Source organism: Nitrospira lenta, assembly GCF_900403705.1.
Lineage (GTDB): Bacteria > Nitrospirota > Nitrospiria > Nitrospirales > Nitrospiraceae > Nitrospira_D > Nitrospira_D lenta.
This window is the reverse complement of the sequence record NZ_OUNR01000003.1, coordinates 62,748-73,470: the sequence shown is the minus strand read 5'-3', so window position 1 is coordinate 73,470 and position 10,723 is coordinate 62,748. Positions and strand designations below refer to the sequence as shown.

The following is a 10,723-nucleotide window of genomic DNA, read 5'->3' as shown; positions in this document are numbered from 1 at the left end:
GAGCAGTTTTTTTAGCCGATAGAATGGGGAGTTGAGCGTGAAGGTTGATCAAAGAATCAGAATCCGGTTGCGCGGATTTGACTACCGTGTGCTCGATCAATCGGTGGCGGAAATCGTCGAAACAGTCAGGCGTAGTGGGGCAAAAGTTGTCGGCCCTATTCCTTTGCCGACCAAGATCGAGAAGTTTACCGTGCAGCGATCGACGCACGTTGACAAGAAATCCCGCGAGCAGTTTGAAATGCGGACACATAAGCGGCTTCTCGATATCATGCAGCCTACTCCGGAGACGATGGATTCACTTATGAAGCTGAATCTTGCGGCTGGAGTGGACGTCGAAATCAAGTTGTGACATCGGGTTTGATTGAAGGGTTGAACGAGATGACAAACGGGTTGTTGGGCAAAAAATTGGGGATGACGCAGGTGTTTGACGAGACCCGTCTGACGCCTGTCACGGTGATTGAGGCTGGTCCGTGCCGCGTCGTCACGATCAAGACCAAAGAGCGCGATGGCTATGAGGCTGTTCAATTGTCCTATGGGGAAGTCAAGGAGCGGAAGCTTTCCAAGGCTGAACTGGGGCACTTAAAAAAGCAGCAAGCGCCGGCTACTCGAGTGCTTCGTGAGTTTGAGAAAGTCGGAGATGTTACGGTCGGAGACTCTGTCACGGTCGGCATGTTTAAGAAGGGTGACTGGGTTGATGTCGTGGGCGTCTCGAAGGGGAAGGGATTTCAGGGTGTCGTGAAACGGCATAATTATGCTGGAGGTCCTGAGTCTCACGGTTCGATGTTCCATCGCCATCCTGGCTCCATGGGTGCGAGTTCGTATCCGTCGCGAGTCTGGAAGGGGAAGACGCTGCCTGGTCACATGGGTGCAGAGCGGGTCACGGTCCAACGGCTGAAAGTTGTGGACTCAAGGCCTGAAGAGAATTTGCTTTTCGTTCGCGGTGCCATTCCCGGTGCGACGAATGGTCTTATTGTCGTCAGAAAGTCGAAGAAGGGTTAGGACATGCCCACGGTCGATGTCGTAGATTTGCATAGCAAAAAAGTCGGGACGGTTGATTTGCCGCAGGCGGTATTCGGGTGTGAGCCTCGCGCATCCTTGGTTCACGAAGCTGTCGTCATGCAGCGAGCCTGTGAGCGCCAGGGGACGGCGTCGACGTTGCGCCGCGGTGAAGTCAGTGGATCCGGAAAGAAGCCATGGAAGCAGAAGCATACGGGCAGGGCTCGCGCCGGGTCGGTGCGTTCGCCTGTGTGGCGTCACGGCGGGAGCGTGTTTGGTCCGAAGCCTCGCAGCTATGCCTACACGATGCCAAAGAAGAAGTATCGCGCCGCGTTGCAAAGCGCATTGTCGGCTAAGCTGATTGATGGAAAAGTCATTGTAGTATCTGATTTCGCTCTTGAACAGCCGAAGACAAAGTTGTTGGCGAAGGCATTGGATCAATTTGGATTGGGAGAGACGGCCTTGTTGGTGGCGGCGGATACGCAAGTTGCCATGCTTCAAGCGGCTCGTAACTTGTCATCCGTGAAAGTGGTCAGTGCCGATCAGTTGAATGTCTACGATGTTGTTCGAGCTGGTGTGGTGGTTATTCACGAGCGGGAGCTTGCCCGTGTGACAGAGGTGTGGTCATGAAGCTCGATATGCATGCCGTGCTTGTTCAGCCGCTATTGACCGAAAAGCTGACGTCGATTCGTGAGACGACTAATACGGTTGGATTTATTGTTCATCCTGATGCGAACCGTGTGCAGATCAAGCAGGCTGTCGAGACCTTGCTGAAGGTCAAGGTGGCGCGGGTGAATGTTATGAATGTCTTGGGGAAGGTCAAACGGCTTGGTCGTTTCTCTGGCAAGCGGTCTGATTGGAAAAAAGCATTCGTGACATTGCAAAAGGGCGAAAAGCTTGAAATGTACGAAAGTGCATAGGGTTGAGGGAAGGTAGGATTTCGTTATGGGATTGAAAACGTATAAGCCAACGTCGGCCGGGCGTCGAGGAATGACCGCCGTTACGACGGAAGAGCTGACAAAGAAGAAGCCTGAAAAATCGCTCACGGCATTCCATCTTCGAACTGGTGGGCGCAATACGGACGGCCGCACGACCGTTCGTTTTCGTGGGGGCGGCCATAAGCGATTGTATCGGAAGATTGATTTTAAGCGCGATAAGGTTGGGGTTCCGGCAAAGGTGGCCTCGATTGAATATGATCCGAATCGCTCTGCCCGCATTGCGTTGCTGAATTATGTCGATGGTGAGAAGCGATATATTTTGGCTCCTGTTGGTTTGACTGTTGGCATGACGGTGCAGTCTGGGGTCAATTCAGAAGTGCGGCCAGGCAATGCGCTTCCGCTTTCAAGCATGCCATTGGGAACGACCATTCATAATATCGAGTTAAAGGTCGGCAAGGGTGGCCAATTAATTCGTAGCGCCGGTGGATCTGCGCAGGTCATGGGGCGCGATGGGGACTATGTTCAGATTCGCCTCAAGTCAGGGGAAATGCGCAAGGTGTTGTCGGGCTGTATGGCGACGGTCGGTCAGGTCGGCAATGTCGATCACGAAAACGTGAGCGTCGGTAAGGCTGGCAGGACTCGGTGGAAGGGAAAGCGCCCTCACGTTCGTGGTGTGGTTATGAATCCGGTCGATCATCCTCATGGTGGAGGAGAGGGTAAGTCTGGTCAGGGTAATCCTCATCCTGTGTCTCCATGGGGCCAGCCGACCAAGGGTTATAAGACAAGACAGAATAAGAAGACGGATCAGTTCATTATCGCGCGACGTAAGTCAGGGGTACGCAATGGCTAGATCAATTAGTAAGGGTGCTTTCGTCGATGATCATTTGCTGAAAAAAGTCGAGCATATGAATGAGACGAAAGATCGAAAGATTATCAAGACCTGGTCGCGCCGTTCGACGGTGATCCCGGATATGATCGGCCACACGCTTGCGGTGCATAACGGGAAGAAGTTTATCCCGGTGTTTGTGACTGAGAACATGGTTGGTCATAAACTCGGTGAGTTCGCTCCGACTCGGTTTTTTAAGGGACACGGTCAGGCTAAGACGGAAAAGGCTGTTGCGCTTAAGTAGTCTGTCGGTCTGGTCGGCAGTCCGCTCTGCGAATGGGTAAAGGATAAGGATATGACTGAAGCACGTGCGATTCTCAGATTTGTTCGAGTGGCTCCTCGGAAGGCTCGGCCCGTGATCGACATGATTCGCGGCCAGCAGGTTCCCCAGGCGCTCGCGATGTTGAAGCTCACGCCTCGGCAGGCTGCGCGTGTCGTTGAAAAGATTCTCCGCTCTGCAGTGGCTAATGCCGAGCAGAAGGAGATGGGCGATAGCGAGTCGATGGTAATTTCCAAGGCTTTTGTGAACGGCGGACCAACATTAAAGCGGTTTCGGGCTCGCTCACAGGGTCGCGCAAATTCGATTCATAAGCGCACGAGTCATATTACTGTGGTTGTCGCCGCGCCATCGCTCGGCGATGCGAAGAAGTCAGCATAACAACGATCACCATCTAGCTAGGGCAGACTGAGGCAAGATTTTATGGGTCAGAAAACACATCCAATCGGGTACCGGCTTGGTTATAACGTCACGTGGAATTCTCGGTGGTATGCCGGGAAGGATTACGCCAAGCTCCTTCATCAGGACATCAAGATTCGCAAGGTCGTGAAGGCCAGGCTGTTTCATGCCGGTGTCTCGAAGGTTGAGATTGAGCGTTCTGGCGACCAGACTCGCGTGATTATTCACACGGCGCGTCCGGGCATCATCATCGGTCGGAAGGGCGCTGAAGTCGATAAGCTCAAAGCCGATCTTGAGAAGCAGTACGGCGGCCAGGTCTATATCACGGTGAAGGAAATCAAGAAGCCTGAGCTGGATGCCCAGCTGGTAAGTGAAAATGTTGCCACGCAGCTTGAGAAGCGGGTGGCGTTTCGCCGGGCGATGAAGCGCAGTGTACAGTCCGCGCTTCGACTGGGCGCGCAGGGCATTAAGATTATGGTGGCGGGGCGTCTTGGCGGGGCGGAAATCGCGCGCACCGAATGGTATCGCGAAGGTCGGGTGCCGCTACATACGCTTCGTGCCAATATCGATTACGGGTTTGCTGAAGCGCATACAACCATGGGACAGATCGGTGTGAAAACGTGGCTCTTCAAGGGAGAGTTGCTGCCAGCTCAACCGGTCAAGTCAGATTCGTTCCTCGAACGGCGGATCGGGTAAGGAGAACGCACTGTGTTAGCGCCAAAGAAAGTCAAGTTTAGAAAGATGCAGAAGGGCCGTATGCGAGGCAAGGCCTATCGCGGCGGTCAGATTACGCTCGGCGAATTTGGTCTGAAGGCGCTTGAGCCTGGATGGGTGACCAGCCGGCAGATCGAAGCTGCGCGTATTGCCATTACTCGTTTTGTAAAACGTGGTGGCCAGGTGTGGACGAGAATTTTCCCGGATAAGCCGATTACTAAGAAGCCGGCGGAAACTCGTATGGGTAAAGGTAAAGGAAACCCTGAATACTGGGTGGCCGTTGTGAAGCCTGGTCGCATTTTGTATGAAATGGATGGCGTGCCGTTGGATGTGGCGAAGGAGGCCTTCCGGCTCGCGTCGCACAAATTGCCGGTGGCTACCAAGTGCGTGGCCCGTGGTGAGTTTTAATCAGATTTCATAGCGGTTCGAGGAGTAGGTGACATGGCGTTGGATTTGAAAGAGTTAAGGCAATTGACGGCTCCGGAGCTGGTCGAAAAGGAAAAGCAGTTGGTGCAAGAGCTATTCGGCTTGCGCTTTCAGCTGGGCACCGGACGGCTGGAGAATCCGATGCAGATCAGGAAGACCAAGCGTGAGATTGCTCGGGTAAAGACCGTTTTGCAGGAAGTCTCTCAGGCTGAGACGAAAGGGTAAGGGGTTCTGATTATGTCTGATGCTGTCAAGAAGCGTGAGTGGGTCGGGCGTGTGTTGAGCAACAAGATGGACAAGACCGTGGTGGTCTCCGTTGAGCGCTCAGTGACGCACCCGCTGTATCGCAAGGTCCTGCGGAGAATCTCGAAGTTCAAGGCGCACGATGAACAGAATGTCTGTAAGATCGGCGACCGTGTGCGCATGGTTGAGACTCGTCCGATCAGCAAGGATAAGCATTGGCGTGTGGTCGAGGTGATTCAGAAGGGCCGAGCAGAATAGTTTGATGTGGTTGTGACTCTAAGGTAAGGAAAGAGCGCTAGCATGATTCAGAACTATAGTTATATGGATGTGGCGGATAACTCCGGGGCGAAGCAGGCGATGTGCTTCCATGTCTTCGGGGGGACGCGTCGTCGGTATGCGTCTCTGGGAGATATCGTGGTCGTCGCGGTGAAGGAAGCTATTCCGCATGCCAGCGTTAAAAAAGGCGATGTCAGTCGTGCGGTGATTGTGCGGACCACCAAGGAAGTTCGACGTGAAGACGGTTCCTACATCAAGTTTGATCGGAATGCCTGTGTCTTGATCAATAAAGAAGGGGAACCGATCGGGACTCGTATTTTTGGTCCGGTCGCACGTGAATTGCGTTGGAAGAAATTTATGAAGATCATCTCCCTGGCACCTGAAGTGCTGTAGGGACACGTGGTGGGGGTTGTCGTGCAAGCACTTCGGAAAAGCAGAATTCGAAAAGGCGATACGGTCGTCGTGATCACAGGGCGTGAGCGCGGAAAGTCCGGGAAGGTTTTGTCCGTAGACTTGACGGCCGGCAAGGTCATTGTGGAAAAGCTGAATATCATCAAGCGCCATACCAAACCGAACCAAAAGGTCAAGCAGGGCGGAATCTTGGAGCGAGAGGCTCCGTTGGCGATCTCCAATGTTATGTATGTCTGTCCCGTGACGCAAAAGCCGACGCGTGTGGGTATTCGTCGACTTGAGGACGGTCGGCGGGCGCGGTTCAGTAAGAAATCGAACGAGACTTTCGAGTAGTCTGAGGAGCACGGAATGGCGAAGGTTGAAAAAGGTAAGGCAGGTAAACCCTCCGAGCGAAAGTCCTCAAAGAAGGACGCGGAGGCTGCGCCTAAGCAATTAGACGAGAATAGTCATGAGTCAAGCTTTAAGCCTCGACTTCGTGATGCCTATCAGGAGAAAGTCATCCCGACGCTCATGAAGGAGTTCGGATACAAGAACGTGATGCAGGTTCCCAAGTTGGAGCGCATCGTTCTCAACGTCGGAATGGGTGAAGCCATTCAGAACGTGAAGTTGCTCGAGAGCGCAGTGACCGAGCTGGGGACGATTACCGGGCAAAAGCCTGTTGTCACGAGAGCGAAGAAAGCGATCGCCGGATTCAAGCTTAGGCAGGGACTCCCGATCGGCGCGAAGGTCACATTGCGGAGCCGTCGCATGTACGAATTCTTTGATCGGCTTGTGACGCTGGCCTTGCCGCGTATTCGTGATTTTCGCGGTGTCTCGCCGAAATCCTTTGACGGCCGCGGTAACTATACGTTGGGTGTGAAAGAGCAGTTGATATTCCCGGAAATCAAGTACGACGAAGTGGCCTCCATTCATGGGATGGATATCACGATTGTCACGACAGCGAAGACCAACGACGAGGGGAAGGCCTTGCTGAAGCATCTCGGAATGCCGTTTCGGGCATAGAGATTTCAGGCCTACGCACGTAACTGAGCAGAAGGAGTTCATGTGTCACGTTTAGCGCTACGGAATAAAGCGGCAAAAAAGCCAAAATTTGCGTGCCGGTCGTACAATCGGTGCCCATTGTGTGGTAGGGTGCGTGGCTTTTTAACTCGCTTTCACATGTGCAGAATTTGTTTCCGCCTCTTGAGCCTCCGCGGGGATATCCCTGGCGTGCGCAAGTCTAGTTGGTAGTAGCGGAAGCTCTGAGACGTTAGGACTGGAAAGAAAAGGGAATAGCATGTTGACTGATCCAATTAGTGACCTTCTTGTTCGCCTCAGAAATGGTTCGCAGCGCCGTCATGATACGGTGTCTGTCCCTGCCTCCAAGCTTAAGCGTGCCATTCTTGAGCTTCTCAAGCAAGAAGGCTATGTCCATGACATTGCTGACGCCGTTGAGGATGGACATCCGGTGTTTACAGTGCAGATGCGCTATGTCAATGAAGGTCAGCCGATGATCACAGGGTTGCAGCGGATCAGCAAGCCAGGTCGTCGTGTCTATGTTGGCAGTAAGGATATCGCCAAGGTCAGAAACGGAATCGGAATGGCGATTCTGTCGACGTCGAAGGGGATCATGACCGACCAGGAATCGCGGAAAAATGGCCTGGGCGGTGAAGTGTTGTGCTCAGTCTGGTAGCAGCGTAAAGACAAGGAAGAGAACATGTCGCGGATTGGGAAAATGCCGATTGCTATTCCTGCGGGAGTAGAAGTGAAAGTGGTGGGACCCAAGGTCTCGGTCAAGGGTCCATTGGGTAAAATGGATTGGCCTCTTGAAGAGGGGCTTGGCGCCGTGGTTGAGAATGGCCAGCTGCTTGTCAATCGCTTGAGCGAAGATCGCAACGTCCGCGCTCTTCATGGTTTGGCTCGTGCCGAGTTGAGCAACATCGTTCTTGGAGTGTCGAAGGGTTATGAGCGGTCATTGGAGATCACCGGGGTCGGTTACAAGGTGGCGCTCCAGGGCCGGACGATGAGCTTCAATGTAGGCTACATCAATCCCGTCCTGTTTCAAATTCCTGCCGGGATCGAAGTCAAAGTCGACAAACAGACGCTCATTAATGTCAAGGGATTCGATAAGCGATTAGTCGGTCAGGTAGCGGCAAACTTACGTGCGATCAAGCCCCCCGATGTGTACAAGCAAAAGGGTGTCCGTTTTATGGGCGAGGTCTTGCGTAAGAAAGAAGGGAAGACGGGGAAATAGGGGCGACGATGAATACAGCAGAAAAATCAAGACAACTCGAGCAGAGAAGACAGCGCGTTCGCAAGCGTGTAATAGGAACCACCGAGCGCCCGCGGCTCAATGTGTTTCGAAGCCGCTCGCATATCTACGCACAGGTGATCAACGATTTGAACGGTTCAACTTTGGTTGCCGCCTCGTCGCTTGATAAAGACCTGAGGAAGACATTGAAGTCTACCGGCAGTATGGAAGCCGCAAAGGCGGTGGGCAAGCTGTTGGCCGATCGAGCAAGGGCGGCAAATCTGCTGACCGTTGTCTTTGATCGCGGTGGACGTCTGTATCATGGTCGAATTAAAGCCCTTGCCGAAGCCTCGCGTGAGGGTGGACTCCAGTTTTAGAACGCTCACTCCTGTGAGTCCTGCCTGTTTCTGGCGGGAAGGAAGAAGAGAGGGATTGCGTGCGAGTTAATCCAGACGAATTGAATTTGAAAGACAAGGTTGTTTTCATCAACCGCGTAGCCAAGGTTGTGAAAGGCGGCAAGCGATTTAACTTCTGCGCCCTTGTCGTGGTCGGTGATGGTCATGGCTGGGTCGGCATTGGAAAAGGTAAGGCGGCTGAAGTGCCGGTGGCCATTTCCAAGGCGGTCGAGCAGGCGAAGAAGAATCTCGTGCATGTCTCGCTCAAGGGCGGAACGATTCCTCATGATGTGCATGGGTTGTTCGGCGCCGAGCATGTTCTCATGAAGCCAGCCGTTGACGGTACCGGTATTATTGCGGGTGGCGCCGTGCGAGCCGTTGTTGAAGCGGTCGGCGTGCATAATATCATTGCCAAAACGCTTGGCCGAGGCAATCCATTCAATACTGTTCGAGCCACGTTGGCGGGACTCAGTCAATTGCGCAATCCTGAGGAAGTGCTGAGGCTTCGACGAGAGGCTGCAGGGGAGCGACTTGAAAGGGCGAGTGCGTAATGGCTACTGCAAAAACTGAGAAAACAGAGAAGGCGACGGTCCCGGCCGTGCGAGTGACTCTGCGGCGGAGCCCGATTGGGACGCCCCAGACGCATCGGCTCGTATTGCGCGGACTTGGGCTTCGCCACATTCGACAAACAGCGGTTCATCCTGATACCCCACAGGTTCGTGGATTGATTAAGAAGGTTGGGTATCTGCTTGAGGTGGGGAAACCATGAATTTGCACGATTTATCCCCGGCACGGGGTGCGAAGAAGAAGCGAAAGAGAATCGGCCGCGGTCCTGGATCGGGTCATGGAAAGACCGCCACGAAGGGTCACAAGGGTATTAAGGCGCGATCTGGCGGCGGGAAACGGCCTGGCTTCGAAGGCGGTCAGATGCCGCTGGTTCGTCGTTTGCCGAAGTTTGGTTTCACGAACCCATTCAGAACTGAATACAATGTTTTGAATCTGAAGAGCTTTGAAACCTGGACCGGTCCTTCGACTGTGACGCCGCAGGCGTTGGTGGATGCAGGGCTGGTCAAGCGCAAGCGCTTGCAGATTAAAATTTTAGGAAACGGTGAGCTGACCAAGCCGTTGGTCATTCAGGCGCATAAATTCAGCGAATCAGCCAAGGCTAAGATCCAAGCTGCCGGTGGGCGAGTCGAGGTTATCGGCGGTGCTTGAGCGACTTTTTACCAGCTTCCAGAATATTTTTAAGATTCCTGAGCTAAGGACCCGAGTCCTGTTTACGCTGGGGATGCTCGTTGTCTATCGAGTGGGAGCTCACATTCCTACACCTGGCATCAATGGCGATGCGCTCTCCGACTTTTTGGCAAAGCAGGGTGGCGCGCTCCTCGGATTCTTGGACATCTTCTCGGGCGGATCACTCTCCAGACTGACGATTTTCGCATTGGGCATTATGCCCTATATCAGTGCGTCTATTATTCTACAGTTGCTGACCGTGGTTGTGCCGCACCTCTCGAAGCTTGCGAAAGAGGGGGAGCGTGGTCGCAAGAAAATTATTCAGTACACCCGCTTTGGGACGATCGTTATCGCATTGATTCAGGGGTTTGGTATTGCGATTGGACTTGAGCAAATGAACCAAGGCGCCTTCGTGTTGAACGGAGGATGGGCCTTCCGTCTGATGACGGTCATTACGCTCACGGCCGGTACTGGCTTTCTCATGTGGCTCGGCGAGCAGATTACCGAACGCGGAATCGGTAACGGAATTTCGCTCATCATTTTCTCAGGCATTGTTGCCCGTCTGCCAGCAGCAGTAGCCCAGACCTTTGATCTCTACAAGGTCGGACAGCTTAATATAATCTTGCTGGTCGGTCTTGCTGTGTTGATGGTCACCGTGGTGGCTGCGATTGTCTTTCTTGAAAGCGGGCGTCGGAAGATACCTGTTCAGTATGCAAAGCGTGTCGTAGGGCGTCGCGTTTTTGGTGGGCAGAGTACACATATTCCGCTGAAGATTAATACGGCTGGTGTCATTCCACCGATCTTTGCCTCATCGATTATAGCATTCCCGGCAACGATTGCGGGCTTCTTCGAGACTCCTTGGGTAAAGGCGATTGGAGCGCAGCTTGCGCCAGGATCTTTACTCTATACGCTCATGTATGTCGGGCTCATCCTGTTCTTCTGTTTCTTTTACACGGCCGTGGTTTTGAATCCTGTTGATATGGCTGACAACATGAAAAAGTACGGAGGATTTGTTCCTGGCATTCGGCCTGGACAGAGGACTTCCGACTATATCTATAATGTGCTGACAAAGATTACATTCGCTGGGGCTATCTATCTTGCCATTGTGTGCGTTATTCCTGAATTCTTGATCTATAAGATGAACGTGCCGTTTTATTTCGGTGGGACGTCCCTCTTGATCGTCATCGGAGTAGGGTTGGATACGGCTCAGCAGATCGAGTCTCATATGTTGATGCGTAACTATGAGGGGTTTCTAGGCAAGGGGATGGCTCCGTTACGCGGCAGGAACGGGTAATCAGT

Annotated in this window: 22 protein-coding genes; all 22 read left to right on the top strand. The window is 53.2% G+C overall.

Annotated features, from left to right (window positions below; genetic code table 11):
• Window positions 1-37: 37 nt before the first annotated feature.
• The 22 genes from rpsJ to secY are packed head-to-tail and all read left to right on the top strand — an operon-like array spanning window position 38 to window position 10,718.
• On the top strand, window positions 38-349 hold the full coding sequence (gene rpsJ, locus NITLEN_RS06180) for a 30S ribosomal protein S10 (protein WP_121988730.1): 312 nt from the start codon (window positions 38-40) through the stop codon (window positions 347-349).
• Between the two features lie 29 nt (window positions 350-378).
• On the top strand, window positions 379-999 hold the full coding sequence (gene rplC / locus NITLEN_RS06175) for a 50S ribosomal protein L3 (RefSeq protein WP_121988738.1): 621 nt from the start codon (window positions 379-381) through the stop codon (window positions 997-999).
• Window positions 1,000-1,002: 3 nt separating this feature from the next.
• Window positions 1,003-1,626 carry a 50S ribosomal protein L4 gene (gene rplD / locus NITLEN_RS06170; RefSeq protein ID WP_121988729.1) on the top strand — a complete coding sequence of 208 codons (624 nt, stop codon included), beginning with the start codon at window positions 1,003-1,005 and terminating at the stop codon, window positions 1,624-1,626.
• Window positions 1,623-1,916 (top strand): 50S ribosomal protein L23, encoded by a 294-nt coding sequence (locus tag NITLEN_RS06165; RefSeq protein ID WP_121988728.1) that lies wholly within the window; start codon window positions 1,623-1,625, stop codon window positions 1,914-1,916. The genes rplD and NITLEN_RS06165 overlap by 4 nt, the downstream gene beginning before the upstream one ends.
• A 25-nt stretch (window positions 1,917-1,941) precedes the next feature.
• On the top strand, window positions 1,942-2,784 hold the full coding sequence (gene rplB, locus NITLEN_RS06160; RefSeq protein WP_121988727.1) for a 50S ribosomal protein L2: 843 nt from the start codon (window positions 1,942-1,944) through the stop codon (window positions 2,782-2,784).
• On the top strand, window positions 2,777-3,064 hold the full coding sequence (gene rpsS, locus NITLEN_RS06155; RefSeq protein WP_121988726.1) for a 30S ribosomal protein S19: 288 nt from the start codon (window positions 2,777-2,779) through the stop codon (window positions 3,062-3,064). The genes rplB and rpsS overlap by 8 nt, the downstream gene beginning before the upstream one ends.
• A gap of 51 nt (window positions 3,065-3,115) precedes the next feature.
• Window positions 3,116-3,478 (top strand): 50S ribosomal protein L22, encoded by a 363-nt coding sequence (gene rplV / locus NITLEN_RS06150; RefSeq protein ID WP_121988725.1) that lies wholly within the window; start codon window positions 3,116-3,118, stop codon window positions 3,476-3,478.
• A gap of 42 nt (window positions 3,479-3,520) precedes the next feature.
• Complete coding sequence (gene rpsC, locus NITLEN_RS06145) at window positions 3,521-4,192, top strand: 30S ribosomal protein S3 (RefSeq protein ID WP_121988724.1); 672 nt, start codon at window positions 3,521-3,523, stop codon at window positions 4,190-4,192.
• A 12-nt stretch (window positions 4,193-4,204) separates the two neighbouring features.
• The gene (gene rplP / locus NITLEN_RS06140; RefSeq protein WP_121988723.1) at window positions 4,205-4,618 is read left to right on the top strand and encodes a 50S ribosomal protein L16; all 414 of its coding nucleotides are present in this window, start codon (window positions 4,205-4,207) and stop codon (window positions 4,616-4,618) included.
• Between the two features lie 39 nt (window positions 4,619-4,657).
• Window positions 4,658-4,861, top strand: a complete 204-nt coding sequence (rpmC, locus tag NITLEN_RS06135) for a 50S ribosomal protein L29 (RefSeq protein ID WP_121988737.1) — start codon at window positions 4,658-4,660, stop codon at window positions 4,859-4,861.
• Between the two features lie 12 nt (window positions 4,862-4,873).
• A complete protein-coding gene (gene rpsQ, locus NITLEN_RS06130; RefSeq protein WP_121988722.1) occupies window positions 4,874-5,137 on the top strand; it encodes a 30S ribosomal protein S17 in 264 nt (87 codons plus the stop codon).
• Window positions 5,138-5,179: 42 nt separating this feature from the next.
• Complete coding sequence (gene rplN, locus NITLEN_RS06125) at window positions 5,180-5,548, top strand: 50S ribosomal protein L14 (RefSeq protein ID WP_121988721.1); 369 nt, start codon at window positions 5,180-5,182, stop codon at window positions 5,546-5,548.
• A 21-nt stretch (window positions 5,549-5,569) separates the two neighbouring features.
• Window positions 5,570-5,899 (top strand): 50S ribosomal protein L24, encoded by a 330-nt coding sequence (rplX, locus tag NITLEN_RS06120; RefSeq protein ID WP_121988736.1) that lies wholly within the window; start codon window positions 5,570-5,572, stop codon window positions 5,897-5,899.
• Window positions 5,900-5,914: 15 nt separating this feature from the next.
• On the top strand, window positions 5,915-6,568 hold the full coding sequence (gene rplE, locus NITLEN_RS06115; RefSeq protein ID WP_121988720.1) for a 50S ribosomal protein L5: 654 nt from the start codon (window positions 5,915-5,917) through the stop codon (window positions 6,566-6,568).
• Window positions 6,569-6,610: 42 nt separating this feature from the next.
• Window positions 6,611-6,796, top strand: coding sequence for a type Z 30S ribosomal protein S14 (locus NITLEN_RS06110; RefSeq protein ID WP_121988719.1), 186 nt, complete (start codon window positions 6,611-6,613; stop codon window positions 6,794-6,796).
• Window positions 6,797-6,842: 46 nt separating this feature from the next.
• On the top strand, window positions 6,843-7,238 hold the full coding sequence (gene rpsH / locus NITLEN_RS06105) for a 30S ribosomal protein S8 (protein WP_121988718.1): 396 nt from the start codon (window positions 6,843-6,845) through the stop codon (window positions 7,236-7,238).
• 24 nt (window positions 7,239-7,262) lie between these two features.
• Entirely contained in the window at window positions 7,263-7,799 is a 537-nt protein-coding gene (gene rplF, locus NITLEN_RS06100) for a 50S ribosomal protein L6 (RefSeq protein ID WP_121988717.1), read from the top strand.
• A gap of 8 nt (window positions 7,800-7,807) precedes the next feature.
• Entirely contained in the window at window positions 7,808-8,173 is a 366-nt protein-coding gene (gene rplR, locus NITLEN_RS06095; RefSeq protein ID WP_121988716.1) for a 50S ribosomal protein L18, read from the top strand.
• A gap of 59 nt (window positions 8,174-8,232) precedes the next feature.
• Complete coding sequence (gene rpsE / locus NITLEN_RS06090) at window positions 8,233-8,742, top strand: 30S ribosomal protein S5 (protein ID WP_121988715.1); 510 nt, start codon at window positions 8,233-8,235, stop codon at window positions 8,740-8,742.
• A complete protein-coding gene (gene rpmD, locus NITLEN_RS06085) occupies window positions 8,742-8,960 on the top strand; it encodes a 50S ribosomal protein L30 (protein ID WP_121988714.1) in 219 nt (72 codons plus the stop codon). The genes rpsE and rpmD overlap by 1 nt, the downstream gene beginning before the upstream one ends.
• On the top strand, window positions 8,957-9,406 hold the full coding sequence (gene rplO, locus NITLEN_RS06080; RefSeq protein WP_121988713.1) for a 50S ribosomal protein L15: 450 nt from the start codon (window positions 8,957-8,959) through the stop codon (window positions 9,404-9,406). Before rpmD ends, rplO begins: the two co-directional genes overlap by 4 nt.
• Window positions 9,399-10,718: a preprotein translocase subunit SecY gene (secY, locus tag NITLEN_RS06075; protein ID WP_121988712.1), complete on the top strand. Its 1,320-nt coding sequence runs from the start codon at window positions 9,399-9,401 to the stop codon at window positions 10,716-10,718. The genes rplO and secY overlap by 8 nt, the downstream gene beginning before the upstream one ends.
• Window positions 10,719-10,723: the final 5 nt, after the last annotated feature.

What these genes read in the sequence shown, in the direction of transcription:
- rplC (WP_121988738.1), top strand. Translation starts at nt 379, where the DNA reads ATGACAAACGGGTTGTTGGGCAAAAAATTGGGGATGACGCAGGTGTTT.
- rplD (WP_121988729.1), top strand. Translation starts at nt 1,003, where the DNA reads ATGCCCACGGTCGATGTCGTAGATTTGCATAGCAAAAAAGTCGGGACG.
- NITLEN_RS06165 (WP_121988728.1), top strand. Translation starts at nt 1,623, where the DNA reads ATGAAGCTCGATATGCATGCCGTGCTTGTTCAGCCGCTATTGACCGAA.
- rplB (WP_121988727.1), top strand. Translation starts at nt 1,942, where the DNA reads ATGGGATTGAAAACGTATAAGCCAACGTCGGCCGGGCGTCGAGGAATG.
- rpsS (WP_121988726.1), top strand. Translation starts at nt 2,777, where the DNA reads ATGGCTAGATCAATTAGTAAGGGTGCTTTCGTCGATGATCATTTGCTG.
- rplV (WP_121988725.1), top strand. Translation starts at nt 3,116, where the DNA reads ATGACTGAAGCACGTGCGATTCTCAGATTTGTTCGAGTGGCTCCTCGG.
- rpsC (WP_121988724.1), top strand. Translation starts at nt 3,521, where the DNA reads ATGGGTCAGAAAACACATCCAATCGGGTACCGGCTTGGTTATAACGTC.
- rpsQ (WP_121988722.1), top strand. Translation starts at nt 4,874, where the DNA reads ATGTCTGATGCTGTCAAGAAGCGTGAGTGGGTCGGGCGTGTGTTGAGC.
- rplN (WP_121988721.1), top strand. Translation starts at nt 5,180, where the DNA reads ATGATTCAGAACTATAGTTATATGGATGTGGCGGATAACTCCGGGGCG.
- rplE (WP_121988720.1), top strand. Translation starts at nt 5,915, where the DNA reads ATGGCGAAGGTTGAAAAAGGTAAGGCAGGTAAACCCTCCGAGCGAAAG.
- rpsH (WP_121988718.1), top strand. Translation starts at nt 6,843, where the DNA reads ATGTTGACTGATCCAATTAGTGACCTTCTTGTTCGCCTCAGAAATGGT.
- rplF (WP_121988717.1), top strand. Translation starts at nt 7,263, where the DNA reads ATGTCGCGGATTGGGAAAATGCCGATTGCTATTCCTGCGGGAGTAGAA.
- rplR (WP_121988716.1), top strand. Translation starts at nt 7,808, where the DNA reads ATGAATACAGCAGAAAAATCAAGACAACTCGAGCAGAGAAGACAGCGC.
- rpmD (WP_121988714.1), top strand. Translation starts at nt 8,742, where the DNA reads ATGGCTACTGCAAAAACTGAGAAAACAGAGAAGGCGACGGTCCCGGCC.
- rplO (WP_121988713.1), top strand. Translation starts at nt 8,957, where the DNA reads ATGAATTTGCACGATTTATCCCCGGCACGGGGTGCGAAGAAGAAGCGA.